This is a genomic window from Thalassospira lucentensis (assembly GCF_050516545.1).
Lineage (GTDB): Bacteria > Pseudomonadota > Alphaproteobacteria > Rhodospirillales > Thalassospiraceae > Thalassospira > Thalassospira lucentensis_C.
Window position 1 is genome coordinate 4,545,208 of record NZ_CP191544.1, and the last position, 26,338, is coordinate 4,571,545.

General features: G+C 54.6%; 29 protein-coding genes and 1 tRNA gene. 14 read left to right on the forward strand and 16 right to left on the reverse strand.

The annotated features are described in order from the left end of the window. The first annotated feature begins 146 nt into the window (after nucleotides 1-146). Nucleotides 147-1,226 (forward strand): siderophore-interacting protein, encoded by a 1,080-nt coding sequence (locus ACQ0MK_RS20750; RefSeq protein ID WP_430474238.1) that lies wholly within the window; start codon nucleotides 147-149, stop codon nucleotides 1,224-1,226. A 10-nt stretch (nucleotides 1,227-1,236) separates the two neighbouring features. Here the strand turns inward: ACQ0MK_RS20750 and ACQ0MK_RS20755 are convergent, their stop codons facing one another. The 5 genes from ACQ0MK_RS20755 to ACQ0MK_RS20775 form a co-directional block, all read right to left on the reverse strand. After that, nucleotides 1,237-2,175 carry a hypothetical protein gene (locus ACQ0MK_RS20755; protein ID WP_430474239.1) on the reverse strand — a complete coding sequence of 313 codons (939 nt, stop codon included), beginning with the start codon at nucleotides 2,173-2,175 and terminating at the stop codon, nucleotides 1,237-1,239. 64 nt (nucleotides 2,176-2,239) lie between these two features. Further along, nucleotides 2,240-3,190: a metal ABC transporter permease gene (locus tag ACQ0MK_RS20760; protein WP_430474240.1), complete on the reverse strand. Its 951-nt coding sequence runs from the start codon at nucleotides 3,188-3,190 to the stop codon at nucleotides 2,240-2,242. Beyond that, a complete protein-coding gene (locus ACQ0MK_RS20765) occupies nucleotides 3,187-4,407 on the reverse strand; it encodes a metal ABC transporter permease (protein WP_350041973.1) in 1,221 nt (406 codons plus the stop codon). The genes ACQ0MK_RS20760 and ACQ0MK_RS20765 overlap by 4 nt, the downstream gene beginning before the upstream one ends. A 45-nt stretch (nucleotides 4,408-4,452) precedes the next feature. Then, nucleotides 4,453-5,253 carry a metal ABC transporter ATP-binding protein gene (locus ACQ0MK_RS20770; RefSeq protein WP_350041972.1) on the reverse strand — a complete coding sequence of 267 codons (801 nt, stop codon included), beginning with the start codon at nucleotides 5,251-5,253 and terminating at the stop codon, nucleotides 4,453-4,455. 61 nt (nucleotides 5,254-5,314) lie between these two features. Then, nucleotides 5,315-6,289, reverse strand: coding sequence for a metal ABC transporter solute-binding protein, Zn/Mn family (locus tag ACQ0MK_RS20775; protein ID WP_430474241.1), 975 nt, complete (start codon nucleotides 6,287-6,289; stop codon nucleotides 5,315-5,317). 142 nt (nucleotides 6,290-6,431) lie between these two features. Here ACQ0MK_RS20775 and mntR point away from each other — a divergent pair, with 142 nt between their 5' ends. After that, nucleotides 6,432-6,860, forward strand: coding sequence for a manganese-binding transcriptional regulator MntR (gene mntR, locus ACQ0MK_RS20780; protein ID WP_430474242.1), 429 nt, complete (start codon nucleotides 6,432-6,434; stop codon nucleotides 6,858-6,860). 109 nt (nucleotides 6,861-6,969) lie between these two features. Here the strand turns inward: mntR and ACQ0MK_RS20785 are convergent. Then, a tRNA-Ser gene (locus tag ACQ0MK_RS20785) sits at nucleotides 6,970-7,059 on the reverse strand. A gap of 381 nt (nucleotides 7,060-7,440) precedes the next feature. On the opposite strand from ACQ0MK_RS20785, the gene rplU reads away from it, so the two are divergent. The 4 genes from rplU to proB all read left to right on the forward strand — a co-directional run bounded on the left by rplU (nucleotide 7,441) and on the right by proB (nucleotide 10,379). Continuing rightward, nucleotides 7,441-7,752, forward strand: a complete 312-nt coding sequence (gene rplU / locus ACQ0MK_RS20790) for a 50S ribosomal protein L21 (protein WP_350041699.1) — start codon at nucleotides 7,441-7,443, stop codon at nucleotides 7,750-7,752. A gap of 35 nt (nucleotides 7,753-7,787) precedes the next feature. Next, nucleotides 7,788-8,048 (forward strand): 50S ribosomal protein L27, encoded by a 261-nt coding sequence (rpmA, locus tag ACQ0MK_RS20795; protein WP_430474243.1) that lies wholly within the window; start codon nucleotides 7,788-7,790, stop codon nucleotides 8,046-8,048. Nucleotides 8,049-8,211: 163 nt separating this feature from the next. Next, a complete protein-coding gene (gene obgE, locus ACQ0MK_RS20800; RefSeq protein ID WP_430474244.1) occupies nucleotides 8,212-9,249 on the forward strand; it encodes a GTPase ObgE in 1,038 nt (345 codons plus the stop codon). Further along, on the forward strand, nucleotides 9,246-10,379 hold the full coding sequence (gene proB, locus ACQ0MK_RS20805; protein WP_430474245.1) for a glutamate 5-kinase: 1,134 nt from the start codon (nucleotides 9,246-9,248) through the stop codon (nucleotides 10,377-10,379). The genes obgE and proB overlap by 4 nt, the downstream gene beginning before the upstream one ends. A gap of 22 nt (nucleotides 10,380-10,401) precedes the next feature. Here proB and ACQ0MK_RS20810 read toward each other — a convergent pair whose 3' ends face one another. From ACQ0MK_RS20810 to phaR, 4 genes are all read right to left on the reverse strand, one after another. Next, nucleotides 10,402-11,028 carry a hypothetical protein gene (locus ACQ0MK_RS20810; RefSeq protein ID WP_430474246.1) on the reverse strand — a complete coding sequence of 209 codons (627 nt, stop codon included), beginning with the start codon at nucleotides 11,026-11,028 and terminating at the stop codon, nucleotides 10,402-10,404. A 127-nt stretch (nucleotides 11,029-11,155) separates the two neighbouring features. Then, nucleotides 11,156-11,551 carry a helix-turn-helix domain-containing protein gene (locus ACQ0MK_RS20815; RefSeq protein WP_430474247.1) on the reverse strand — a complete coding sequence of 132 codons (396 nt, stop codon included), beginning with the start codon at nucleotides 11,549-11,551 and terminating at the stop codon, nucleotides 11,156-11,158. Nucleotides 11,552-11,718: 167 nt separating this feature from the next. Continuing rightward, the gene (locus ACQ0MK_RS20820) at nucleotides 11,719-12,012 is read right to left on the reverse strand and encodes a hypothetical protein (RefSeq protein ID WP_430474248.1); all 294 of its coding nucleotides are present in this window, start codon (nucleotides 12,010-12,012) and stop codon (nucleotides 11,719-11,721) included. 412 nt (nucleotides 12,013-12,424) lie between these two features. Continuing rightward, the gene (phaR, locus tag ACQ0MK_RS20825) at nucleotides 12,425-13,045 is read right to left on the reverse strand and encodes a polyhydroxyalkanoate synthesis repressor PhaR (protein ID WP_430474249.1); all 621 of its coding nucleotides are present in this window, start codon (nucleotides 13,043-13,045) and stop codon (nucleotides 12,425-12,427) included. 329 nt (nucleotides 13,046-13,374) lie between these two features. Between phaR and ACQ0MK_RS20830 the strand changes: the two genes are divergently transcribed. Together ACQ0MK_RS20830 and ACQ0MK_RS20835 are read left to right on the forward strand one after the other, a co-directional pair. Next, nucleotides 13,375-14,205, forward strand: a complete 831-nt coding sequence (locus ACQ0MK_RS20830) for a hypothetical protein (protein ID WP_430474250.1) — start codon at nucleotides 13,375-13,377, stop codon at nucleotides 14,203-14,205. Next, nucleotides 14,096-15,286, forward strand: a complete 1,191-nt coding sequence (locus tag ACQ0MK_RS20835) for an alpha/beta fold hydrolase (protein WP_430474251.1) — start codon at nucleotides 14,096-14,098, stop codon at nucleotides 15,284-15,286. The genes ACQ0MK_RS20830 and ACQ0MK_RS20835 overlap by 110 nt, the downstream gene beginning before the upstream one ends. 11 nt (nucleotides 15,287-15,297) lie before the next feature. Here ACQ0MK_RS20835 and ACQ0MK_RS20840 read toward each other — a convergent pair whose 3' ends face one another. After that, nucleotides 15,298-16,293 carry a nucleoside recognition domain-containing protein gene (locus ACQ0MK_RS20840; RefSeq protein ID WP_430474252.1) on the reverse strand — a complete coding sequence of 332 codons (996 nt, stop codon included), beginning with the start codon at nucleotides 16,291-16,293 and terminating at the stop codon, nucleotides 15,298-15,300. Between ACQ0MK_RS20840 and ACQ0MK_RS20845 the strand changes: the two genes are divergently transcribed. From ACQ0MK_RS20845 to phbB, 4 genes are all read left to right on the forward strand, one after another. Continuing rightward, entirely contained in the window at nucleotides 16,292-16,513 is a 222-nt protein-coding gene (locus tag ACQ0MK_RS20845) for a hypothetical protein (protein ID WP_430474253.1), read from the forward strand. The genes ACQ0MK_RS20840 and ACQ0MK_RS20845 overlap by 2 nt on opposite strands. Before the next feature lie 28 nt (nucleotides 16,514-16,541). Next, the gene (locus ACQ0MK_RS20850) at nucleotides 16,542-17,003 is read left to right on the forward strand and encodes an Lrp/AsnC family transcriptional regulator (protein WP_350160429.1); all 462 of its coding nucleotides are present in this window, start codon (nucleotides 16,542-16,544) and stop codon (nucleotides 17,001-17,003) included. Between the two features lie 231 nt (nucleotides 17,004-17,234). Further along, on the forward strand, nucleotides 17,235-18,407 hold the full coding sequence (locus ACQ0MK_RS20855; protein WP_430474254.1) for an acetyl-CoA C-acetyltransferase: 1,173 nt from the start codon (nucleotides 17,235-17,237) through the stop codon (nucleotides 18,405-18,407). 249 nt (nucleotides 18,408-18,656) lie between these two features. Beyond that, nucleotides 18,657-19,379 carry an acetoacetyl-CoA reductase gene (phbB, locus tag ACQ0MK_RS20860; RefSeq protein WP_430474255.1) on the forward strand — a complete coding sequence of 241 codons (723 nt, stop codon included), beginning with the start codon at nucleotides 18,657-18,659 and terminating at the stop codon, nucleotides 19,377-19,379. Between the two features lie 76 nt (nucleotides 19,380-19,455). Here the strand turns inward: phbB and ACQ0MK_RS20865 are convergent, their stop codons facing one another. After that, the gene (locus ACQ0MK_RS20865; RefSeq protein WP_430474256.1) at nucleotides 19,456-20,052 is read right to left on the reverse strand and encodes a cysteine hydrolase family protein; all 597 of its coding nucleotides are present in this window, start codon (nucleotides 20,050-20,052) and stop codon (nucleotides 19,456-19,458) included. 117 nt (nucleotides 20,053-20,169) lie between these two features. Between ACQ0MK_RS20865 and ACQ0MK_RS20870 the strand changes: the two genes are divergently transcribed. Continuing rightward, a complete protein-coding gene (locus ACQ0MK_RS20870; RefSeq protein ID WP_430474257.1) occupies nucleotides 20,170-21,054 on the forward strand; it encodes a LysR family transcriptional regulator in 885 nt (294 codons plus the stop codon). Here the strand turns inward: ACQ0MK_RS20870 and ACQ0MK_RS20875 are convergent. From ACQ0MK_RS20875 to ACQ0MK_RS20890, 4 genes are all read right to left on the reverse strand, one after another. After that, a complete protein-coding gene (locus ACQ0MK_RS20875) occupies nucleotides 21,041-21,670 on the reverse strand; it encodes a nucleoside/nucleotide kinase family protein (protein WP_430474258.1) in 630 nt (209 codons plus the stop codon). The two genes, ACQ0MK_RS20870 and ACQ0MK_RS20875, sit on opposite strands and share 14 nt — an antisense overlap. Nucleotides 21,671-21,719: 49 nt before the next feature. Further along, nucleotides 21,720-22,508: an ATP-binding cassette domain-containing protein gene (locus ACQ0MK_RS20880; RefSeq protein ID WP_350042264.1), complete on the reverse strand. Its 789-nt coding sequence runs from the start codon at nucleotides 22,506-22,508 to the stop codon at nucleotides 21,720-21,722. Then, complete coding sequence (locus ACQ0MK_RS20885; RefSeq protein ID WP_430474259.1) at nucleotides 22,505-23,587, reverse strand: ABC transporter permease; 1,083 nt, start codon at nucleotides 23,585-23,587, stop codon at nucleotides 22,505-22,507. Before ACQ0MK_RS20885 ends, ACQ0MK_RS20880 begins: the two co-directional genes overlap by 4 nt. A 177-nt stretch (nucleotides 23,588-23,764) precedes the next feature. Continuing rightward, complete coding sequence (locus tag ACQ0MK_RS20890) at nucleotides 23,765-24,793, reverse strand: sugar ABC transporter substrate-binding protein (protein ID WP_430474260.1); 1,029 nt, start codon at nucleotides 24,791-24,793, stop codon at nucleotides 23,765-23,767. Between the two features lie 226 nt (nucleotides 24,794-25,019). Here ACQ0MK_RS20890 and ACQ0MK_RS20895 point away from each other — a divergent pair, with 226 nt between their 5' ends. After that, nucleotides 25,020-26,264 (forward strand): ROK family transcriptional regulator, encoded by a 1,245-nt coding sequence (locus ACQ0MK_RS20895; RefSeq protein WP_430474261.1) that lies wholly within the window; start codon nucleotides 25,020-25,022, stop codon nucleotides 26,262-26,264. The last annotated feature ends 74 nt before the right edge of the window (nucleotides 26,265-26,338 follow it).

Sequence of the window (26,338 nt, forward strand, 5' to 3'; positions counted from 1 at the left end):
GCCTCGGTCGGATGTGTCTGATATTCAGCCCAACATCTAGCACGCAGACGACAAATTCCTGATAAATTTTATTGAGAATGCCTATCATTTTTATTATCAATGCAAGCACAAGGTTCAAAACCATCCGCATCCTTCCGAGGGCCCCAATGCCAACACCGATCCTGACAGCCAGAACCCGCATCGCACTTCCCGAAAGTGCCGCCCTGATCAAACAGGCAGCGGACTATTATAAAAGTCATGACTGCGACGTGCAGGACGATAACGGGGCAACGCGAATTTCGGTCTCAATCGGCCACATCCATCTGACCAGCGCGACCGGCGGACTGGATGTCGAAGTCGGTGCCACGACAGAAGTCGGCGTGGTGCAGATGAAGGCCGCAATCATATCCCTGCTCCAGGGTGCCGCCCCGGACGCCGACTTTGATTGCCGATGGAAGGGGGCTGGCAAAAGCAATGGCAAGCTGCCCAATTTCCGGGAACTTTCGGTGGGTACGGTGACCGATCTTTTACCGCATATGCGTCGGGTACGTTTGCATGGGCTTGATCTGGATGCTTATGACAATGACAGCATCCATATAAGGCTTTTGATCCCGCCACGCGATCGGGGAAATCCAACATGGCCCACCTTGGCCGAAAACGGCATGCCGGTCTGGCCAGGTGGCGATGACACCATCGAGCAACGCGTTTACACAATCCGCGATATCGATGCCAAGGCCGGTTGGGTCGACATTGATTTCGTCATCCATGGCGATAATGGTCCGGGCTCGTCCTTTGCCCTGCATGCCAAGCAAGGTGACCTTGTTGCCATGACAGGTCCGCTTGGTAATCCATTGCCAGATGCGAACTGGGTCCTGTTTGCTGGCGATGAAACAGCATTGCCTGCCATCGGGCGCTATCTGAATGCGCTTGCGGATCACGTTATGGGCCATGCGGTGATTGAAGTCGGCAATGCCGCAGATGTCATCGACATTGCCACCAACAGTCAGGTCAAGGTCACTTGGCTATTCCGCGATGGGCAAAACGGTGGGAATGCAGTTAAAGATAGCCTGCTTCAGGATGCCATCCGCGCAATTGACGTGCCCAAGGACACCCACCAAGTCTTTTGCTGGGCCGGGGTGGAGCAAGGCGACTATAAACCGATCCACAATCATTGGCGCAAAAACGTCGGGCTTGCCCGTGATGACTGCACGGCCATGACATTTTGGCGAAAATCCGAACGCGGCTGATGGGCGCGCCCTAATTTCCTTGTCGCGTGGTAACGGCGCCATGCAGTTTCGGGGCAAATTGCGCAACTGCATTATCAAGTGACATCATGATTTCAATGATCAGGGGGGCATTGGAGCCAAGCTTGCCGTTTTCAGCAGCTTCGCGCAGTTCCGTAATCGCCCGGATCAGTTCAAGATTGGTCGGGTTGACGCCAACCGCGATGGCCTTGGCCTGTTTGGTTACCAATTGCCGGGCGCCAAGGAAGGCCGCGACTTCTTGTTTGGCCGATAATGTCGGGCGCGACTGTGGTGTTTCCAATGCGTATTTGATCGAAAGCCCGGTCATATGGCTGCGGTCGGCAAACAGGGTGGCTGTGATCATGCGAAAAGCAATGATGTCAGATGCCAGTTGGCTTTTGTTTTCCGGTGTTGCCAGTTCGTTAAACGCAAACAGATCCGCTTCAATCTCGTCCCGATGGTTTTGCGCATCATCGCCGCCATAATGATCTGGCTTGCAATGGCGAACCTCATGATAAATCAGCCAGCGATAAGTCAGATCCGCAGTGCTTTGATAACGAAGCTTCGGCCCAAACCAGCCATGCATCAATTGGGCGAATATTTCTTGGCCCCGTTCCGGGGTGATATTGGCGGGCACAAAAATCTGACAAGTCGGGATTTGCGCACCATTTTGCCGCCCGGTGACGGTAAAAGGCGATCGTGGCAGTTTGGCAAAGGTCTTTTCCGGGCTTTGAATGTTTTCAAGCCCCAGCGTCTGATCCATCCGGCTTAGAAACGCTGCTCGATCGGCAAAAACAAACAAATCAACTTCGCCCAACTGACTGATTTCCGATGCCAACTGGTCTGTAATCCGCGCACTTTCTGATTGTTGGGCATGTAAATCTTGGCCGGCCGTAATGCACAGCATCACAGCAATCAAAACCGAGAGAAAAGGCATACGCAGATTGATCATGCCCGGAGTATGGCCTGTCTGATCGGTACACGCGATATAAAAGAACGGGGTTAAATTTCGGGCGTTATGCTTCGGCGCGTTGGCCTGTACGTTTACGTTGTGGGCCAAACATACAGGTCAGGATCAGGATAATGCCCGAAATGGTTGCGATCATGCCCGCCGCACTCACCGCATAAGGTGACCCAAACCAGCCCGGACCATACCCGGCAAAGATATATCCCAGAATGGCCGAAATGGTGGCAAAGATAACGGACCAGCCAACCTGTCGCCCAAGCTGATTGGTCATCAGCCGCGCACTTGCCGGTGGGCAGACAAACATCGCAATCACAATGATCGATCCAACCGCATCAAAGGCGGCAACGGCGGCAATCGCCGTGGTGACAACCAGTGCAAAACTCAGAAGCTTGGTGCGAATGCCAATCGCCTCGGCAAAGGACATATCAAAGGTCGAGATTTTAAGTTCTTTCCAGAACAGCACGATGAACAAGCCGATCCCGACAAGGACAATCGCCAGACGCGGTAATTGCGGCGGCAAGGTCGACAGCGCGACCGGATCAATCAACGATCCCCAATCTTGCGCATCGAACCAGATCAGGCTTTCAAGATTGCCCAGCAATGCATGCTGCACATCAATATGCACCGAACTGGTATCCGTGATCTCAAGGAACAAAACGCCGGCAGCAAAAAGGGTTGTGAAAACCAGTCCCATGGCCGCACCGGGTTCAACCTTGCCAAGCCGTTTGACGATTTCAATCATGACCACGGCAACGATTGCTGCCGCCCCGGCACCCAGCATCATCGGAACTGCGCTAATGGTGCCGGTGACAAGAAAGGCCGCAACAATGCCGGGCAAAACCACATGGCTGATGGCGTCCCCAATCAGGGCCTGACGGCGCAGCAATAAAAAGTTCCCCGGCAGGGCACAGGCAACGGCGGCGAGAATACCAATGACAATCGGGGTCAGGCTCAGCTGAACAAACTCGGGGCCCATTGCCGTGATCAGATCGTCGATCATGCCTTGGCTCCTTGCTTGTCCATGATCATGCGATCAATTTCGGCGATCTGATCAGACGTCATCATGCGTTCAATCGGGGTCAGGCCATCATAATGTTCAATCGCCGAATCTTCCGGCAGCATCCGCCGCGCAATCGCCCATCGTGCCTCATCACGCGCCGCCTTGGCAGCGGCAAGCTGACCTCGTGCGGTGGCAACCCCGTCGCGCCGGATCATGCCTGATCGACGCAAGATACGAAGGGTCAAGCCATCATAGATCGGCTCGCGCCGCGACAGGGACAGCAACCCTTGCCGACGATGGACACGGCGCTGGAACCGCTGATGACGCAGGGCCGATGCCAATCCGCCACGCAACGGTGAAAACAGGGCCGAAATCAGGAAAAAGCCAAAGGCGACCAGAACAATGATCGGCCCGGTCGGAATGGATGCCTCAGCGGCCGACAGAACCGCACCGATATATCCCGAAAGCCCGCCAACAACGGCGGAAATGCCGATCATTTTTCCGACCTGATTGGTCCAGAACCGTGCAGTGACCGGCGGAATGATCAAAAGCGCAACGATCAGGATCAACCCGACAATCTTAAGCCCGATCACGGTGACAATCAGGGCCAGTCCCATCATTGCCAGATCAATGTTGCGGACATTGACCCCGGTCGTGGCGGCATATTCCGGATCGAACGCCACCAAGGTCATCGGACGGCGCAAGATAAAGACAAACAATGCGGCCAATGCCCCGGCAACCGCGATTGTCGTTGCTTCGGAAATCAACATGCCCGCTGTCGATCCCAGCAGGAAGTTCTCAAGCCCGGCCTGACGCCCTGATGACATGGTCTGGATGATCGTTAAAAGAACGATGCCAAAGCCAAAGAAGACAGAGAGAACCGCACCAATCGCGGCATCTTCGGTCAGGCGGGTTTTGCGCGTGATCCATTCAACCATCAACAGACCAATGGCCGATGACACAGCCGATCCAATGATCAGACCCGGCAACCAACGCCCGTCACTGCCAAAGGCAACCATGATCATAAAGGCAAGCCCAACGCCGGGCAGGGTCGCATGACTGATGGCATCCGATACAAGCGCGCGCTTGCGCAGGAAAATAAACGCACCGGCACTGCCGGCCGACAGGCCAAGCAGCCCGGCGCCAACGGCGACAAGGGCGCTGTTATATCCGGCCTGCAAAAACAGGGCGCTTATGAAGTAGTCCAGAAAACTCATCTCAGATTCTTTGCTTTGCCGCGTTGGAAGTCTGCCTTGCCGCGATCAGGCCAGTTGCAATTCGTCGATATGGGTTGCCGCCAGTCGTCCACCATAGGTTTCTTGAAGGTTCTCGGCGGTAAAGGTCGTCTCGACCGGACCTTCGGCAATACGGCGCACATTGATCAGCAAGACGCGATCAAAATATTCCGGAACCGTCGACAGGTCATGATGAACGCACACAACAGTCCGACCTTCGGATTTAAGGTCTTTGAGGACCGCGACAATGGCGCGCTCGGTGGCGGCATCAACACCGGCAAAGGGCTCATCAAGCAAATAAAACTCGGCATTTTGCGCCAGTGCACGGGCAAGGAACACACGTTGTTGCTGCCCGCCGGAAAGTTGCCCGATCTGCCGGTCTGCGAAATCGGCCATGCCGACACGCTCCAGACATTCCATGGCCTGATCGCGGTGGCGTGAACGCCAAAAGCGAAACAGCCCAACCGATCCATAAAGCCCCATCAGAACCACATCAATCACCCGTGCCGGGAAATCCCAGTCAACACTGGCACGTTGTGGAACGTAGGCCACCCGGTCGCGGGCCTCGGAAAACAGTTTTCCGAAAATCCGAACTTCCCCCGACAGGCGCGGCACGACACCAAGTGCGCCTTTAAGGAAGGTCGATTTACCCGCCCCGTTGGGTCCAATGATCGCGGTCATTGATCCGGCTGGGATTGAGGCATCAACGGAAAAAACAGCAGGCTTATTGCCATAGGAAACGGTTAACCCCCGCACGGTCAGCGGCGCATCCTTGGCTGCGACATCCAATATCTTGCCAGCTTCAGCAATCAGTTTGGCGTTGCTCATGGGGTTTCCTTGTTTCCTTGATCGTAGCGTGTGTAGGCTGTCTTTATGGATCGTCTATCAATCAGGAGCCAGCAGTAAGTTTGCCCTGAAAACCACCTTCGGGGGCAACACCGCCCAAGGCACGGGTGATCAGGGTGACGTTATGATCGATCATGCCGATATAAGTACCTTCATAGGTGCCCGGTTCACCCATGGCATCGGAAAACAGCGTACCGCCAATAACGACGTCCTGCCCCCGTGCTCCTGCACCTTCGATGAGCGCACGGACATTACGTTCAGGGACGGAGCTTTCAACAAACACGGCTGAAATGTTGCGATCGACAATGGTGTTGACCAGTTCTTCGACCCGACGAAGACCGGCTTCGGATTCTGTTGAAATGCCTTGAATGCCGAGCACATCGAAATCATAGCCACGGCCAAAATAACTAAAGGCATCATGGGCGGTTAACAAGACGCGGCTTTTTTCCGGCACGGTCACGGCAACCGCCTTCATGTAATCGATCAGCTTATCGATCTCGGCCACATGCTTGTCGGCATTGGCGCGATAGGATGCTTCTCCGTTCGGGTCGGTTTTGATCAGCGCATCACGCACCGCATAGACAACAGATTCCCAAAGTTGCGGATCCATCCAGACATGCGGGTCATAGCGACCATTATATTCCGCATGGCTGAGCAATTTGTCCTTGTCAATGGCTTCACCAACTGCAACCACGTTGCGGCGTTTTGCCAGATCAAGGAAGAATTCTTCAAGCTGTGCTTCAAGATACAGTCCGTGCCACAAAACAAGATCAGCACGCGCCATTGCGGCAATGTCGCTTCGGGTTTGGCGATAGGAATGCGGATCAACCCCCGGGCCCATCAGGGCGGTGACCTCTGCCCGGTCGCCGGCGACCTGACGGGCGGCATCGGCGATCATGGATGTTGTTGCAACGACATTTAGCGGCTTGGCCTGCGCCACCCCGACATTGGAAAACAACGCCGAAACCAGCAAGGTCACAGACAGGGCAAAGGTACGTGCAATGTTGGAAAAGCGCATCAGGGCATCCCGAAAGCAAGTTGAAATCATTCTAGCGAATACCCACTATTTATGTGCGGACTTTTAAAGTTAGTCAAGGCTAAATTGCTATTTGCAAGCTTAGTTGTTATGAAGGCTGTGGGGATACAAATTGGAGAGTTCGATGGGCGAAGATGCCGCACTTAACCCGCGCCATAACAAGGCAGAAGTTTTTGCACGTTTGCGTGACGCACACGCCCGCGAAGTCACCGAAGATTACGTTGAAATGATTGGCGATTTAATCAATGAGGAAGGCGAAGCCCGATCTGTCGCGCTGGCGGAACGGTTTGGCGTCACGGCCGCCACGGTCAACAACACGATCAAGCGCCTTGAGCGCGACGGTTTTGTCACATCCCGCCCATACCGCTCGATCTTCCTGACAGAAAAAGGCGAAACCCTCGCCAAAAAATGTCGCGAACGCCACCAGATCGTCTATAACTTCCTCGTCTCCATTGGTGTCGATCCCGAAACCGCAGAATTCGACGCGGAAGGGATAGAGCATCATGTGAGTGAGGAGACGTTGCGGGTGTTTGCGGCTGCGACAGATTCTTGAGCGGTCGAGGCAATGCAGGGTGGGCTGATGTGCTTTGAGACTGTTTTCTAAAGCGCAGCACTAAACACGTTCCGCTTGGAAGATATGCTGTAAAGTCCGAAAGGGAAAATGGCGGAGAGGGTGGGATTCGAACCCACGGTACTATTGCTAGTACAACGGTTTTCGAGACCGCCCCGTTCGACCACTCCGGCACCTCTCCGCATGTGTGGTCTTGGCGTTCGAGGCGGTGTTTAACGGTCCTTGTGGGTTTTTGCAAGAGGGAAATCGTAAAAACCGTGACCTTTTTGCGCTTGGACCCTTGCCCGTTATCGGGGTGATTGCTGCGGGTTGAGGGCGGGCTGGTCGGATTATCGTAAGTGCAGTGTGTGCTGGTCTGGCGCCATGCAGTTTGCGCACGGCATGCATCCGTCGGTGTGGGCGCCAAATATGGGGTTTGCATTGCTTTGTAGTTGACTCTTTGCAGTTGACTCACAGGGGTAAAAAAGGTAATTCACCCGTTCTTCGCAGCGGTTCGGTATCTGTTAGCAGCGGCACCGAGCTGCGCGTTTGTGTTTCCAGAATGTTTTTCAGGAACTTTTAGATGTACGCAATCATCAAAACTGGCGGCAAACAGTATAAAGTTGCTGCCAACGACGTAATCAAAGTCGAAAAGATCGCTGCCCAGGCCGGTGATACCGTGAAACTTGAAGAAGTTCTCATGGTTGCTGGTGATGGTGCGCCGAAAGTTGGTGCTCCGTTGCTCAAAGGTGCTTCTGTTACCGCAGAAGTTCTCGAGCAGGCCAAGGGCGACAAGGTGATCGTTTTCAAGAAAAAGCGTCGGCATAACTACCGTCGTAAAAATGGTCATCGCCAGAACCTGACTGTTCTGCGCATCAAGGACATCAAAGCCTAATTTATTAGGTTGAGATGCAGTTTTAGGAGAGTTTCATGGCTCATAAGAAAGCTGGTGGTAGTTCACGCAATGGTCGTGACTCCGAAGGTCGCCGTCTTGGCGTTAAAAAATTCGGTGGTCAGGCAGTTGTAGCAGGCAACATCCTCGTTCGTCAGCGTGGCACCAAGTTCCATGCAGGCGACAATGTCGGCCTCGCCAAAGACCACACCCTGTTTGCGACTGTGGACGGCGCTGTCCTGTTCAAGTCGGGCTACAAGGGTCGTACTTACGTAACCATCGTTCCGGCAGAGGCGTAAGCCTCCCGTCGGCTGCGCGTTACGTAGCAAGATTTTCAAGGGAGGAATGAGCAATCATTCCTCCCTTATTTTATATGTTATATGAATTTTATCCCGTTGATGCGCGGTGATCGCGCGCCGGGGTTAAAAGCCAAAAGAACGGGCATCGCCCAAAGGACCGGTTATGAAGTTTCTCGACGAAGCCAAGATTCATGCGCGTAGTGGCCGCGGCGGTGCCGGTTCGGTCAGTTTCCGTCGCGAAAAATATATCGAGTATGGTGGACCGGACGGTGGCGATGGTGGCCGGGGTGGTGATATCATCCTTGAGGCGGTCGAAAACCTCAATACCCTGATCGATTTCCGCTATCAGCAGCACTTCAAAGCCGAAGTCGGCATGCATGGCATGGGCCGTAACCGCACCGGCCGTTCCGGAAAGTCCATCACGATCAAGGTGCCGGTCGGAACCCAGGTTCTTGAAGAAGACCGCGAAACCCTGATTGTCGATATGGTCCGCCCAGGCCAAATTCATATGCTGTGCTTTGGCGGCGATGGCGGCCGGGGCAATACGCATTTTAAATCATCAACCAATCAGGCCCCAAGGCGCGCCGAAGAAGGCTGGCCCGCAGAAGAAAAATCGGTCTGGTTCCGTCTGAAGCTGATTGCCGATGCCGGGTTGGTTGGCTTGCCCAATGCCGGTAAATCGACTTTCCTTGCCGCATCTTCGCATGCGCGTCCCAAAATTGCCGATTACCCGTTCACAACCCTGCATCCGCAGCTTGGTGTGGTGAATATCGATGATCGGGAATTCGTCCTTGCCGATATTCCCGGCCTGATCGAAGGCGCATCGGAGGGCAAAGGCATCGGCACACGTTTCTTGGGCCATATCGAACGCTGCGAAGTTCTTGTCCATCTTATTGACTGTGCCGAGGAAGACCCGGTAAAGGCCTATGAGACGGTCCGTGAAGAGCTTGAAAACTACGCTGAAATCCTGGTTGATAAGCCTGAGATCGTTATTCTGTCGAAGGCCGATCAACTTCTGCCAGAAATGGTCGAAGAACAGCGCGCGATCCTTGAAAAAGGCATCGGAAAGAAAGTCTATATCGTCTCTGGCGTAACCCAGAGCGGCATCAAGGACATTCACCGTGAGGTCCGCGCCCATATCGATGGCGAACGCGAACGCCGCGCCATGGAAGGTCGCGAGGATGAGGGCTACCAACCGTGAGCCACAAGGCGCCTGCTTTAACCGACGCAAAACGTCTGATCATCAAGGTCGGCTCGGCCTTGCTGGTTGATGAAAACACCGGCAAGCTCCGCCGTGCCTGGCTTGAAGCACTGGCCGACGACATCGCGCATTTACGCGAACGCGGGGTCGAGGTGATTGTGGTCTCCAGTGGGGCAATCGCCCTTGGCCGGCGCTTGCTTGGCCTTGATCACCGCACCATCAGTCTTGCCGATAAGCAGGCCGCCGCCGCAACCGGGCAAATCAGCCTGTCACAAGTCTGGCAAGAGGCATTGGGCCGTAACGGCCTGACCATGGCACAGGTTCTGGTAACCCTTGAAGATATGGAAGGTCGCCGTCGCTACCTCAACGCGCGTGGAACGCTTAATGCGCTTCTCGCCCGTGGCGCGGTGCCACTGATCAATGAAAACGATACCGTCGCAACCGAAGAAATCCGCTTTGGCGACAATGATCGTCTGGGGGCCAAGGTCGCCCATATGATTTCGGCTGACACCCTTGTCTTGCTGTCTGACATTGACGGTCTTTATACCGCCGATCCGCGTAAGAACCCGGATGCGACCCTGATCCCCGAAGTCCGCGAACTAACGCCGGAAATCTTTGAAATGGCGGGTGTCGCCCCGACAATGTATAGCTCCGGCGGGATGGTCACCAAACTTCAGGCGGCTGAAATCGCGATGAAGGCCGGCTGCCGCATGATCATTGCGCGCGGCACGATTTACCATCCGCTCAAAGCCCAGCTTGAAGGCGCACCCAATACCGTCTTCCTGCCAAGTGAAAGCCCGCTTGCTGCACGCCGTCATTGGATTGCGACGTCACTTTCGGCCACCGGGGCGATCATTGTTGATGCCGGTGCGGCCAAGGCCCTACGCAATGGCAAAAACCTGCTGGCGGCCGGAATTTCCGCCGTTGATGGCGGGTTCAAGCACGGTGATGCCGTACGTGTTCTGGATGGCGACGGGGGCGAGATCGCCCGCGGCATTACATCCTATGGGGCGGATGAAACCCGTCTTCTGATGGGCCATGCATCGGCTGACATCGAAGCCACCCTTGGATTCTCACGCGGCAATGCCGTCATCCATTCCGATGATCTGGTCATGATTGACGGCTCGTGATCTAGTATTCGGTGCCAAGCTGCTATCTGGCATCCGGGTGGTAATGGGATTGCATGCGCATCCCGGTGATAGCAAAGCTGCCGTCACCGGCAATGACCTGTCCTGTCTTAAGTGCGATATCCACGGCGCGGCCATGCCCCTTCAAAACGGCCCCGCGTTCATCGGCAACAGGATGTTGATAAGACCCGCCGCCCTGCAGTCTGACATCGCGCAGACTGATATTGCCAAGAACCTGGCATCCGTTCCCCAAGTCACACCGGCCTGATATGTCGATGAACCCCTTAAATCGGCCATTTGCCCCAATCGTGATCGGGGCATCTGTTTGGTGGGTTTCGACGAAGATGTTTCCGGCCCCAAAGATGTTTTCATCCCCGATCTGTATCAGGCCATTTTGGGCTGTGATGGTTACGGCACCTTGAAACAGGTTTCCATTGCCAACAGACAGAAGGTTCGGGCTATGCGTCGTTATGCGTGTATTCGGGTGGAAAATGTTGTCGGTGCCGATGGTGATGTGATGGCTGATCAATGTGGAAAACGGATCCAATATGACATTGCCCTGATCGGCAAGTGCCATGGTCTGCGCAATGGACAGGTATCCCATTGCCAAACGGGCGCGATCAAGTCGTTCTACAATTGCGTTACTCAACATGCTCGACCCCGCAATGACATTTGATTTTCAAAGCTTTGCAAACGGGAATGCCAAGAGCAAGACACAAAAAAAAGACTGCCCGAAGACAGTCTTTTCTTAAGCGGCGCGGAAGTCCGATATGTCGGACTTAGGCAGCCTGATCAGCAAGAGCACGTGCCATCTGGCTCAGTGCTTCTTGGTGTTTTTCATGCTTGATGCTGGCAAAGTTACGGGCCAGTTCAAGGCACATGCGCTGACGTGCGTTAAGCTCGGAAGCCTGGTTGCCGTCAAGGCCTTCATAGAAGTAGCTCACCGGAACACCCAGTACCTGGGAGATTTCATACAGGCGACCCGCAGAAATACGGTTGATACCGCGCTCATACTTGTGTGCCTGCTGGTAGGTAACGCCAATCAAATCTGCCATCTGCTGCTGGGAAAAGCCCAGCATGATGCGGCGTTCGCGAATACGCTGACCAACATAACGGTCAGTGTCAGTAGCGCGGTTTGCGCGCTTCGGTTCTTCGGTAGCTGCAATCTCAGTCATGTTATTTTCCGTTATCAACCGCCAGTTAGAGATCCCCACTTTGGAAGCTGTTGGGCTTATTTTATTTTGCCCCATAAACACCTAGTCGCAGCACCGTATCAGGGCTGCGATCTGATGATATGTACCTGAACATTGGTCAGGTAATGTTTACAGCAATCCGCCAGAAGCTAGCTATATAGGTCAACTGAGCTGTCTTTGTCTAGTGCATAAGGTGAAAAAAAGACGTTGGTTTCTACGCTGTAGGGTGTGGAATGCTGTGCATATCTGGCATGCGCATCTTGAATGACCGGCGGTTGCAAAAGGTTTTCCTGAGGTAATATCTGGCCTAAAAGCTGGGTCCAGAATGCTGCACTGCCCACAAGATCATGGGGTTGCAGCCACGCGCCGCCATTCTGCGCAATTTCCCGTACAGGCGAAATCGGCGCGGTTGTATCTATCCCGATCCCGGCAGGACCATCCATTCCGGTACTCGCAGATTGGGGCCTGCGGGCCGGGGGCATGGGAATCGATGTAATCGCGGTCATGTTTTTCGGTGTCGTTGGTTGAAATTACCTGTCTGGTTCGAGACTCCGTCCGTTTTTGGCGTTAACCCGGCAAAAATTGCCGCCTTTCGGCGTCGCCGGGCGGGGGTAAATGGTTAACAAAAAGTTTATGCAGGATTGGTGCCGGGGAGGGGCCGCGCTTGAGGCATGCCGAGTCACATATTGGTGATGGGCGGTTTTGACGCGTTGGGATGGGGGGCTGTCTACTTGCGCAAACGCCAGATCATGGCGCGGCGCAGACATAAAAAAGGTGGAGTCCGATATCGGGAAACTCCACCTTTTGAAATTGGCTTATTTGGGATCAGATCAGACCCCGGTCTGGGCCAAGGCCCTATTTGGTGGTCTTGCCACCCGCCAGACTGTTGAGCTGCGCCTGCATTGCTTCAAGCTGACTTTTAAGCTCATTGAGCGACGCATCAGACTTTGCCGCCCCGGGTGCCGTTGGCTGTGCCGGATTGCTGCCATCCTGCTGGCCCGCGTCAGTACCATGCGGGAACGGCGAGAACATCTTCATCGTCTGTTCGAACAGCGCGATGTTCTGTTTGTTCATTTCTTCAAACTGACCAAACGGGAAAATGCCATGCATGCTGCCTTGCATATATTCGCGCATCTGTTCCTGATTATGGCCAAAGGCGCTCATGGCCTGTTCAAGGTAGCTTGGAACCAGACCCTGAAGGCTGTCGCCGTAAAAACCGATCAATTGACGCAGGAAGTTAATCGGCAAAAGGTTCTGTCCCTTGCTTTCTTCCTCGACAATGATCTGGGTCAGAACCGGGCGGGTGATGTCTTCGCCCGATTTCGCATCATAGACGACAAAGTCGGTATTCTCTTTGACCATCTGTGAAAGGTGATCAAGCGTCACATAGGAACTGGTCGCCGTATTATAGAGGCGTCGGTTCGCATATTTCTTGATAATAATGCGGTCTTGATCATCTAATTTCTTGGAGGTCATGACGTTTTTCCTGCTTCCCTGTTTCCCGGACGTTTCTTTGACGAACGCGTTTGACGGTATTGATCCGACTGCTTTGCGCGTGCACAAATAGCGATGTTGCGCAGCATTTTCGATTTTGCATTCGCTCAGAAGATTATGACAGTGCCGCGAATTTGCCAATGTGTCCAGTATTCAACGCGAAGTGCAGTGCGAAAAACAACTGCCGATACGACTTGTTGCTGCGCAGCACGGGAATTCGTTTTCCCCTGTGTCACAACAATCTATAGTGTTGTGCAGCAAACGTGCTTCTCATCAGGGAAGGATACAAGGGAAGGATAAAGGTGTCGCCGATGACCAACGACACGAACGGCCCTAACCCATCAGACCACGATACGTCGTCACTTGAGGGTGATGAAAAACTCGAACAGCTTGCCACCCGCTTTCTCGCCTTATGGCGTGAACAGGTTGCCGCAACGGCTGACGGCGAACAGGCCGCCAGTGCGATTGGTCGTCTTTATGCCTCCCTCGGTGCTGATACCACCCGCATGGGTGAAGGCTTCGAAGCATGGGGCAATCTGATCGGTCAGATGGCAATGGGACAGCAACTTGGTGCCGGGGGTGCGAATATTGGCAACCCCTTGGCGGGCACGATCCCTGCTGCCAATCCTGTTCTGGCCATGATGGAACAAATGACCAAGGCCGCCCGGAATTTGCCAACCGCACCTTTTACCAGTCCCGTTCCCGGTGCCATGCCATTCCCGCCGAATATGGCCGCGATGGCCGGTATGATGGGCATGGGCGATGCTGCGGCGAAGGCTGCCGCCACAGGGCAGAACGCGGCTGCTGATGCGCAGGCACCTGAACCCGCATCTACGGATGCAACGGCGAAAACGGCGGGTGCGACAGCAAAGCCTGCGAAAACGACAGCCAGGAAAACGACTGCTGCAAAACAAGCTGCAAAAGGGCAAGGGAAAAATGATCAGTCCACAGAGACAAAAGCCACTCCCACCCAAAAGGGAAAGCCAAAAGCGGGCCGGGCCACGACCGCTTCCGATGCACATGGCAGTCGAGATGACGAGCTGGCTCAGCTCGCGCGCCGCATTGCCGATCTTTCTGAAACAATTGCTGCCCTGGAAGGCGGAACTGAAGGATCAGGCGGCAAGCCTCCTAAAGGAAGCTGAGGCTTACCACCCTGATGACCTTGCACAGGCCCTTGATCGGGTGGCCTTTGATCGGCATGCCGGTTTTCATGACGGCGTGCGCGCCTATCAACGCCATCCCTATCGCCGTCCCAAGGATGATGAACGCAAAAACATCCCCGTCATCTGGGAAGATGGATCGACACGGGTCTATGATTATGGACCAACCGCCCCCAAAAAAGGCGGGCATCCCGGCGGGATCGTTCTTTTGGTGCCATCGCTCGTGAACCGGGGCTATATCCTTGATCTCAATGAAAAACGCAGTTTTGCCCGCTATCTGGCCAAATGCGGCTATCGGCCCTTGCTGGTGGAATGGGGCTATCCCGGGCTTGATGAAGCCAGTTTCGGGTTAGATGATTACATCGCCGGACGCTTGGTCACGGTTCTGCAAGACGTCGCCGATCTGAATGGCGGGCCGGTTCCAGTGGTGGGGTATTGCATGGGGGGCGTACTGGCCCTTGCCGCGACCCTTCTGGATCCGGCACAGGTTTCCAAACTGGTATTGCTGGCAACCCCGTGGGACTTCATGGTCGCCGGTCCAACGCAATCACGCATTGCTGCGGCCTTCGCACCGTCCTTGCCCCATATGCTGGCAATCCATGACACCTTGCCGGTCGATGTCTTGCAAAGCCTGTTTGCCAGCTTGGACCCGTTCATGATTGGCGAAAAATTCCGGCGCTTTGAAAAAATGGCAACGGACTCGGCCAAGGCCCACGATTTTGTCGGGCTGGAAGATTGGCTGAATGATGGCGTGCCCTTGCCACGCCGTGTCGCGGTTGATTGCCTGATTGGATGGTATGTTGAAAACCGCCCGGCAAAAGGCCAATGGCAGATCGACGGCATCGATATCAATCCGGCTGATCTGTCCTGCCCGGTCTTGGCCGTGATCCCGGAAAATGACCGGATCGTGCCGCCCGAAAGTGCCAAGGCACTGTTTGATGCCTGCCCCGAAGATGTCCGGTCCGACTTACATCCCTCAAGCGGGCATATCGGCATGATGGTCGGATCACGGGCGCAAAAATCCACGTGGGTTCCGGTGGTCGAGTGGCTGGGAAAAGCCTAGCCACTTAATCCTTAACCCGCCGCATCACTTGCCAACTGATCGGGTTTCCGATCCCAACCCCGTGTGGCGCGCGACAGCAGGGCGATGATAATCAGGGTCAGGATCACCCGCCCGACCAGAACCACCCAGATATCCGCACCAAGTGCGAGCATGATCGCGGTATCCTCTATCAGCGAATGCGAAAGCGACAACCAGCTCAGCGACAGGAAAAGGGTTCGCGGCGGGTAATTGTTTTTGCGCGCTTCTTCAATGATCAGCGCCCCGCCAAAGGTCAGGCCCAGCAACACCCCAATTGTTGTAACCGGTGCAACGTCGCGCGACAGTCCCGACACCCGCAGGATCGGCAAAATGGCAAGGGTAAAGCGATCCGTCAGGCCGGTGACTTTCATGCCATCCAAAATCATCAAAAGCCCGGTAATCACGCAAAAGCTGACAATCAGCGACTTGATGGTCTGAATACTCCAGTCCCACCATCCGGCAAGACCTGTTGCGGCCTGGGTAACATCGCCGCCTGCCATCCATGAAAAATCAACCGGCTCGGACAACCAGCCGGTCTGGTTGCTGATCCATGTCACCAGCGCGCCATAACCAATCGCCGCCCCGATGCGCAGCGCAGTGGTGGCAATCAGGCTGGCCCCGGCCCGCTTCACAATCGCCTGTTCAACCGGAAGCCCATGGGCAAACAGCATCATCGCGCACAGCGCACTCAACTGCGCTGCCGTCATATCAAGATGTGCCGAAAGACCGATAAACGCCCCGACCGCGCCATACATGCTGACCAACGCACAGGTCGCCCAGATCAGCCCCGCTTCGGGCGGAAGGCCGATCAATGCCATCACCGGGGTCAAAAGGTCGGATGCGACTTCGATGGCCCCGAATTCTTCGGCAATGCGGACAATGATCATGACCGGCAGCATCACCTTCATCAGGGTGACGAAGAGTTTCTGGCTGCGGTTGATCAGATCAAAGACATAGCGGTGCAGGGCGCGGGGCAGGGTGCTGGACATGGGGCGTTCTATCCATTTGGTGGTTTGGCGTTCGGGGTTTGGCTTTGGGCTGACATCTGTGGGGCAAATGCGCGCCAATATCTATCAGACTCTATTTGATGCGGTTATCGAATTTTCGCGGGTGGGCGAGGGTGGTTTAACGCCGCAGATAATGCCATGGCTCAAACTTCATTGGGCGGCGAATTTGCGCAATCGCGCGCAATGTGGCAGCGTTGTTTGAGTAAAGTGCGCTTTGGAGTTGCGTGGATATGGCCGAACTGGATCAGATCGATACAAAAATCCTGCGGGAATTGCAGGGCAATGCCGATATCGCCAATGCGGATCTGGCGGCGAAAATTGGCCTGTCACCTTCGGCCTGTTTGCGCCGGGTGGCAAAGCTTCGCGATACCGGGGTCATTCGCAAAACCGTCGCCGTGATCGACCCGGCCCAGATCGGGCGACCGTTGGGCGCGGTGATCAATCTTGAATTCCATCGCCACGGCAATCAGTACCGTCAGGATTTCATCCGCAAGGCACGCGCCCTTGATGCCGTGCGCCAGTGTTATGTCGTGACCGGCGAAGTCACCGGCGTCATGGTCCTGCAAATGCGCGACATGGCGGAATATACCGCACTGTGTGAGGCGCTTTTTGATACCGATGACAACATCGTCTGGTATCGAACATATATTGTGACAGAAGTCCTAAAAAACGAACCAGGGGTTGCGATATGATCGTGATAGGCACACACTCTAGGGATGGCCTTTAAATGGCCCTGTTATGGTTTTAGCGTTGCGGTTGTGATTTTCGATATGCGCCGCGCAGCCTGTCCGAAAGTGGTACGTATCAAAGCTTGGAATTTTGTTGCGGTGCGATAAGATCATCCGCGGACCATCTCAAGGCACAGTGAAAAACATCGTTGCCCGGTCCGGGGAAAACGTAATCAAGATTAATCGGAGGGTTTCATGACCGACGTCGTAATTGTAGGTGCAGCACGTACACCAATCGGCGCTTTCAGCGGCACACTGGCCAACACGGCCGCAAGTGATCTGGGGGCAACAGCCATCAAGGCGGCATTGGAGCGCGCAGGCGTAGAAGGTGATGCGGTTGATGAAGTGATCCTCGGTCAGGTTCTGACAGGTGGTCAGGGGCAAAACCCCGCCCGTCAGGCCGCCATCGGTGCGGGCATTTCCGACCGGGCAACTGCGTTTCTGATCAATCAGGTTTGTGGTTCAGGCTTGCGCACGGTCGCCCTTGCGGCCCAGCAGATCATGACCGGTGACGCAAACATCGTGGTTGCTGGCGGTCAGGAAAACATGTCGCTTTCGACCCATGTCGCACATCTGCGCAACGGTCATAAAATGGGCGATGTCAAATTCATCGACAGCATGATCAAGGATGGTTTGTGGTGTGCCTTTAACGGTTATCACATGGGCAATACGGCTGAAAATATCGCCAATAAATGGGGTATTTCACGCGAAGAGCAGGATGCATTTGCCGTCGCATCCCAAAACAAAGCCGAAGCAGCGCAGAAATCCGGCCGGTTCAAGGATGAAATTGCCGCTGTCACCATTCCAAACCGCAAAGGCGATATCGTCTTTGATGCGGATGAATATCCCCGTCACGGCGCATCTGTCGAAGGCATGGCAAAACTCCGCCCGGCTTTCGATAAAGAAGGCACGGTTACTGCTGGTAACGCATCGGGTATCAATGATGGTGCAGCAGCCCTTATTGTCATGTCCGCCGCCGAGGCCGTCAAACGTGGCTTGACCCCGCTTGCAACGATCAAAAGCTGGGCAACGGTTGGTGTTGATCCGGCAATCATGGGATCGGGTCCGATCCCGGCCTCGAAAAAGGCGCTTGAAAAAGCCGGTTGGTCGGCATCCGACCTTGACCTGATCGAAGCCAACGAAGCCTTTGCCGCACAGGCGATTGCGGTGAACCGCGACATGGGCTGGGATACCGACAAGGTCAATGTCAATGGTGGCGCGATTGCACTGGGCCATCCGATTGGCGCATCGGGCGCACGTGTCTTCACGACCTTGCTTTATGAAATGCAGAAACGCGACGCGAAAAAAGGCCTCGCGACGCTTTGCATTGGTGGTGGAATGGGTGTCGCGCTGTGCGTTGAGCGCTGATCAGCGACATTCACCTGAATTTTTAATCATGCGGGGCGTCCTCTTAAGGGGATGCCCCGTTTGCTTTGGTGCAGTTTATTTTGCACTGCGACGAAAGACTAAACCACATAGCTGATATAGATCATGGAGAAGTAATAAAATTACGTTTATAACTCAATTTATAGATTAAAGTTACGTATGTCGTAGAAGGGCAAACGGCGTAGATCAATATGACAACATGCTTGATGAACGAAGTTTAGGGAGGCGACCATGAAAAAAACAGCACTGGTAACCGGTGGAACACGCGGAATCGGCAAGGCCATCAGCCTGTCGCTCAAAGATGCGGGTTATACCGTTGTTGCGAACTATGCTGGCAATGATGAGGCCGCAAAGGCCTTCACGGCAGAAACCGGCATTGCCGCCTATAAATGGAGCGTCGCGGACCCCGATGCATGTGCCTCCGGCATTGCCAAGGTCGAAGCTGAAGTCGGCCCGATTGACATCCTGATCAACAATGCCGGCATCACCCGCGATGGTTTCATGCATAAAATGGAAACCGACGCATGGGCCGCTGTGATTGAGACCAATCTAAGCTCGCTCTTTTACATGACCAAGCCGGTTCTTGAAGGCATGCGGGCGCGCGGTTTCGGCCGGGTGGTTAATATTTCCTCGATCAACGGACAGGCCGGTCAGCTCGGCCAGACCAACTATTCGGCGGCCAAGGCAGGCGTGCATGGTTTCACCAAGGCGCTGGCACAGGAAGTTGCCCGCAAAGGTGTTACGGTCAACACCATCGCACCGGGCTATATCAACACCGACATGGTGGCCGCCGTGCCGGAAAAAGTCCTTGAAGGCATCATTTCCAAAATCCCGGTCGGACGATTGGGCGAGGCCGATGAAATCGCACAGGCGATCCTCTATCTTTGCGGCCCAAACTCCGGCTTCATCACCGGTTCCTGCCTGTCCATCAATGGCGGTCAGCATATGTTCTGATCCCGCATTCCTCTGCGGCCTGAAGATACCAAAACACCCCGCATTTTCGCGGGGTGTTTTGCATTTGGGCGCAGGGTTACGATGCGCTTAGCACATCTTTTGTCGTAACAATCTTGGCGAATGTATCGCCCAGCATGGTCAGCTCGGAACGATGCAGATCCGCTGCCAAAACAACGCTGCCATCAAGGGCGTCGGGCAGGTCGCGGGTTGCGGTGGCATCGGAAACCACACTCACCGCATATCCTTTTTCATTGGCAACACGTGCGGTGGTCGACACACAGACATGGGTCATGAACCCGGTCAGAACGACGTGTTTAAGCTTGGCGGTTTCAAGCAATTCTTCAAGCTTCGTGCCGCCAAACGAACTCGGAACGGATTTGGTGATCACCGCCTCGCTCGCCGTCGGGGCAACTTCGGGCATGATGGCGGCGTACGGACCACTTGGGTCAAACAGCCCCTTTGCGTGATGTTGAACATGAATGACCGTGCCGCCATTCTTGCGCCAATGGGCCAATAACGGTTGGATATGGGCAAGAGCATTCTCAAGGCCGGACAGTTTAAGGCTGCCTGTACGATATTCTTCCTGTGCATCAATGACGATCAGGGCGGCATCCTTTGGGCTGCCGGTCGGAAGGATCGCACCGGCAAGGTCAAAAATGGTTTTGGCGGTCATCTGGAACTTCCTTTTGCATGAATAAGTGATGGGGCATCATGGCCCTGCAAAATTGCATTATCCAGCGGCAATAATTCGGCTAGTATCTGCATTAACGCAGAATCTGGATGAAATGCCATGCAGCTTGATTGGGAAGGTCTAAGGACATTTGCGCATGTGTGCCAGACCGGCAATATGAGTGCCGCCGCCCGTGAACTTGGTGTCAATCAAACCACAGTCGCAAGGCGCATCGCCCGGCTTGAAGAATGGGTTGGTTATAGCGTGCTTTATCGTGACGGGCGTTCAGTTGGACCAACCCCGCGGGCGCAAAACCTTCTTGAAACCGCGCAATCCATGCAAAGAACGGTTACGGGGTTGTTGGAAAATGAACCTGCGAGTAACCGGAATAACAAGGAAATTTCAGGGATCGTACGCGTCACAAGCGTCGATGCCATTCTTGAAAACTGTGTCGCCCCGCATCTGGCACGGCTCCAACAAGCCTATCCCAAACTGTCGCTGGAACTGATCGGGGCCAATCGGAATTTAAGCCTTCCAAACCGTGAAACAGACATCGCCATTCGTCTGGCCCGGCCGGAAAGTGGCGCGTTTCATATCAAATTGCTCGGGAAACTGGAATCGGCGGTTTATTGCAATCTTATGGGGGATGACGAAAACCGACTTGATCCCGCTTCAATGTTATGGATCGATCTTGATGATTTCTTTGCCGATAAGCCCGAACAAAGATGGCTGGCACAGACGTTTCCGGGGCGTAAGACAATCGGCTATGCCAATCGTATGTCGATTATCGTGTCGATGATGGAAGGTCGGGCATGTTGTGCCTTGCTGCCGGTTTGTGTCGGCGATGCCTGTTCTGGCTTAAAACGGATCGATGGCTACGAACCGGATGGCCGTGAAGTCTGGCTTCTAACCCATCAGGATAAAAGACATCTGCCTCAGGTCCGCGCGGTTGCCGACTGGTTAACTGACATCCTGCCCGACGGCAAAGCCATTACCCGCCTGTAACCCGGATGTCGGTCGGCCCGGTCAAGGTGACAACAGTTCGGGCATTGGGAATGTCGTTGTGCATTGCCTTGTTAAGTGCTGTTTTGCCATCAAAGCCAAACCCTTGCCACCGTTCGATCAAACGGGTGCGCAGCGTGTCTTCAGGCACTTCCAGATAGATCGATAAATCAAACAGATCATGCAGCTGATCCCACGGCGATCGGGTCAGAAGAAGGTAATTCCCCTCAATCAGAATGATGCGGTGGTGCGTCGATATGGCGCGTGCCGATCCGCGCGATATTTCAAGGTCGCGATCAAAAACCGGCACATAGACCGTGTCACCCTCATCCTTAATAAGGGCATCCAGTATGCGGTGTAATCCCCCGACATCAAATGTCTCGGGTGCGCCTTTGCGCGGTAAAAGACCACGGTCGTTCAGGATCGCATCATCAAAGTGAAACCCGTCCATCGGCACGACAGCAGCACCAGCTTTATCACCCCCCAGATGGTGATAAAGCTGTTCGGACAAGGTTGACTTGCCCGATGCTGGTGCCCCGACAATCGCAACAAGAATGCGCCGATTGCCTGATTGCGTGTCATGGATCCGCTGTGCCAGTGCGTTCAGGTCGGGTGTCATCGTGCTGTGGCGACCTGTCGTTTGTGCAGATGTCCGGGGCAATGACGTGTCATGCCGCGTCACTCACTTCGGTTGGTTCTTTGGCGCCGGTCATGAAGGCGACGGCATCGGACATGCTGTAATCATCGGGTTTGATCGTGCAAAGCCGTTTGCCGAGGCGGTGAATGTGAATGCGGTCGGCGACTTCAAACACATGCGGCATATTGTGTGAAATCAGGACAATCGGCATGCCGCGTGCTTTGACATCGGCAATCAGATCAAGCACACGTCGGCTTTCTTTGACGCCAAGGGCAGCAGTCGGTTCGTCCATAATGACAACGCGCGATCCAAAAGCAGCGGCACGGGCAACTGCAACGCCCTGGCGTTGACCACCTGAAAGGGTTTCAACCGCCTGATTGATGTTCTGAATGGTCATCAGGCCAAGTTCGGTAAGCTTTTCACGTGCCAGACGCTGCATTTCCTTGTGATCAAGAGCGCCGAAATATTTACCCATAAAGTTCTTTTTGCGAATCTCGCGGCCCATGAACATATTGTCGGCAATCGACAGGGCAGGGGACAGCGCAAGGTTTTGATAAACCGTCTCGATCCCGGCTTCGCGTGCTGCCATCGGGGATGAAAATCCGATGGGTTTGCCATCAAGCTCGATGGTGCCTTCATCGACCGAAATCGCCCCGGACAAGGCTTTGATCAGCGATGATTTCCCCGCCCCATTGTCTCCGATGACGGCCAGAACCTCGCCGGGATAAAGGTCAAAATCTGCATGATCAAGGGCCGTCACCCGACCGTATCGTTTGACGATGCCGCGCGCTTTGAGAACAGGTGTCTGATCGTTGCTCATGCTGAAACCTTTCTGATCCACTGGTCGATTGCAACCGCAATGATGGTCAGCCAGCCAATGGCAAACACCTGCCACAGCACATCAACCCCCGCCAGTCGCAAGCCCGAATTAAACACCCCGACAATCAACGCCCCGATCAATGGACCAATGATCGACCCACGCCCGCCAAACAGCGATATACCGCCAATCACCACGGCTGTAATCGATTGCAGGTTGGCTTCCTGGAAACTTTGCGGCGATACCGATCCAACCCGCCCGATCGATGCCCAGGCCCCGATGGCACAGACAAGTCCGGCAAGGCCATAAACCATAATCAGGGTGCGGTTGGTGCGGATACCCGAAAGCTCGGCGGCTTCCTTGTCATCGCCAATGGCATACACATGGCGGCCCCAACTGGTGTGATTAAGGATGTACCAAAGCACCGCAAAAACCACGAGCATCAGGATCGACCCATAGGTAATCCGCGCGCCGCCAATCGCGATGCTTTCGCCAAAGAATTTCAAAAGCGGTGCGATTTCATCCAAAGTCTGGCTGCGGATCGATTGTGCGCCCGAAAGCCAAAGGTTCAGCGCAAAGAAAATGTTCCACGTCCCGAGTGTCACGATAAACGGCGGTAACTTGATCCGGGTGACCAGAAATCCGTTCAGCGCACCCGCACCAATGCCGCCAATAAACCCGATGAAAATCGCAAGCGGGGCTGGCACGCCAAGCGTGATGGCAAGTTGGCCCATGATCACCGACATCAAAACCATGATGGCCCCGACCGAAAGATCAATGCCCGCCGTCAGGATCACAAGGCTTTGGGCGGCGGCAAGAATACCAATGACGGCAACCTGCTGGAGGATCAGCGACAGGTTGAACGGCGAAAAGAATTTGGGTCCGGCGACAAATCCGAAAATGACGATTGAAAAGACCAGAACAATCACCGGTACCATCGTCGGGTTGCCATGCAGGAAATGCTGCACGGTATCAAACAGATTGCGGTGTTTATGGTCAAACTGCGCGACAGAGCCGTCGCTGGAATCAAGCGTTTGCTCGTATTCCTGTTTTTTGCGTGACGTTTGAGCGGGTTCGCTCATCGCTTCCTCCCGACTTGGTCGTGCACCGGGTCTGATATCTCATCTGACCCGGACCCAAACCCGGACATCCATCCGGTTCTAAGGGCCGGTTTGGATGCGGATGTTAAACCAAGTGTAACCTGATGTGGGACAAGAGGGCGGAGTTAAATCCGCCCTCTCTCGAAATGAACGGGGGAATTAGCCCCAGCAGCGATCCGTGCCTTCGGCAACGTCAATCGACGGGACACCGTCAACCGGCTGATCAGTGACAAGGTTAACCCCGGTGTCAAAGAAGTTCAGCCCTTCGGTGTTCTGCGGTTTTTCGCCGTTATCGGCCCATGCCTTGATCGCCTCGATCCCTTTGGCCGCCATCAAAAGCGGATATTGCTGCGATGTCGCACCAATCACACCATCCTTGACGTTGGCAACACCCGGGCAGCCACCATCAACCGACACGATCAGAACACCTTCTTCCATGCCAAACGCCTTAAGGGCTTCATAGGCACCCGCAGCAGCCGGTTCATTGATGGTGTAAACAACATTGATCTCGGGATCACGCTGCATCAGGTTTTCCATGGCTTCGCGACCGCCTTCTTCATTGCCGTTGGTCACGTCATGGCCGACGATCCGGGCGTCATCCTCATCCCCGATCTTGTTGGGATCCTTGATGTCGATTCCGAACCCTTTCATAAAGCCCTGATCACGCAAAACGTCGACGGATGGCGCGCTTGGTGTCAGATCCAGCAAGGCGATCTTGGCATCTGCTGCCTTGTCGCCAAGCTGTGCTGCCGCCCATTGACCAATCAGTTCACCGGCCTTGAAGTTATCGGTGGCAAAGGTCGCATCGGCGGCATCAATCGGCTCAAGCGGCGTATCAAGGGCGATGACCAGAAGTCCGGCATCGCGGGCCTTTTTAACAACCGATACAATTGCCTTGGTGTCCGATGCAGTGATCAGAATGCCTTTGGCACCCGATGCGATGCATGACTCGATCGCCTGAACCTGTGTCTCATGATCACCATCGACCTTGCCGGCAAATGTCGACAGATCAATGCCAAGTTCCTTGGCCTTGGCCGAGGCCCCTTCCTTCATTTTGACAAAGAACGGGTTGATATCTGTTTTGGTGACCAGACAGGCGCCGATATCGGCGGCTTTTGCCTGATTTGGCAGGATGCTAAGGCTAAGGGCAAGCGCACCAAGGGTTGCGCCAAGAAGTGCTTTTTTCATCATTTTCCTCCCAGGGTTTGACCTGAATTACCGACTTTAAAGGTCGGCGATGTTTGTTTTCCAGACAGATCATGGCGCGCATTATGTGGTGGGCCTTCAACCTGTCGAGCTCATAAAACACACCAAATGCATATCGCTGTCAATTAATAAATCAGATTGATTTATTAATTATTCCTGTCACTCTTGTGATCAATCGGGCATTAAAGATCCCGAGTGGGAGGACGAAATGACGGACACTTTAACGACCAACCCCGATCAAGCAGGGGACGACCAACAGGGTGTGCGTCCGCTTCATCAGGGGGGCGGGGCAAATCAGCTGCGCGTGCGTGCCTATAACGAACGCCTTGTTCTGTCATTGGTGCGCCGAAATGCCGGTCTTTCAAAAGCCGATATCGCAAGGCTTTCGGGTCTGTCGGCCCAGACCGTCTCGGTCATCATGCGTGCCCTTGAAAAAGACGGTCTTCTGATGCGTGGGGAGCCTGTGCGTGGCAAGGTTGGCAAACCGAAAGTCCCGATGGCGCTTAATCCAGACGGGGTCTATTCCTTTGGTCTTAAGATCGGACGGCGCAGTGCGGAACTGATCCTGATGGATTTTGTCGGCACCGTGCGTCGATCGCTCAAAGAAGCCTATAAATACCCCACACCTGATAGCATTCGCCAATTTGTCCGCGACTCGGTTGGCAAAATCACCTCAACTCTGAGTGCCGCCCAACAGGCCCGCATTGCGGGCATAGGCATTGCGGCACCCTTTGAACTCTGGAACTGGGGCGAAGAAGTCGGCGCCCCGATTGAGGACTTAAATGCCTGGCGCGAAGTCGATCTGATCGACACCATCGGGACCATCGTCCCGTTCCCGGTTTTTCAGCAAAATGACGCCACGGCGGCCTGTGGGGCCGAACTGGTGTTTGGCCTTGGCCCGACTTATTCCGATTTCGCTTATTTCTTTATTGGCTCGTTCATTGGCGGCGGGGTGGTGCTTAATCAGGCCCTTTATGCCGGGCGGACCGGTAATGCCGGTGCGTTTGGCTCGATGCCGGTATCGTCGCGCAGCGGACATCCCAGCCAGTTGATTGATCAGGCATCTATCTTTGTGCTTGAAGAAATGCTGACCCGTGACGGTCGTGATCCCGCCATGCTGTGGCGCGATCCGGATTATTGGTCACAATTGGGCAAAACGCTCGATATCTGGATCAATCACACCGCGCGTAGTCTGGCGATTGCGATTACATCGGTGTGTTCGGTGATTGATTTCGAAGCCGTGATTGTCGATGGCGGTTTCCCGACCGATGTCTGTGACCGAGTGGTCGCCGCCACACGTGCAGCAATTTCCGAGCTGGATTTGCAAGGCATTGAACGCCCGCATATCGAACAGGGGCGGGTGGGCAGTGCCGCTCGCGCCATCGGGGCGGCAAGTCTGCCACTATTCTCGCGCTATCTGCTCGATCAGAACGTGCTTTTTTCCAAAGGCTAACTACTCAAATCCCCTTAACGTATATTATTGCTAATTCACGTACTGGGCGATTAGAGTGACGTTATTGCATCCTT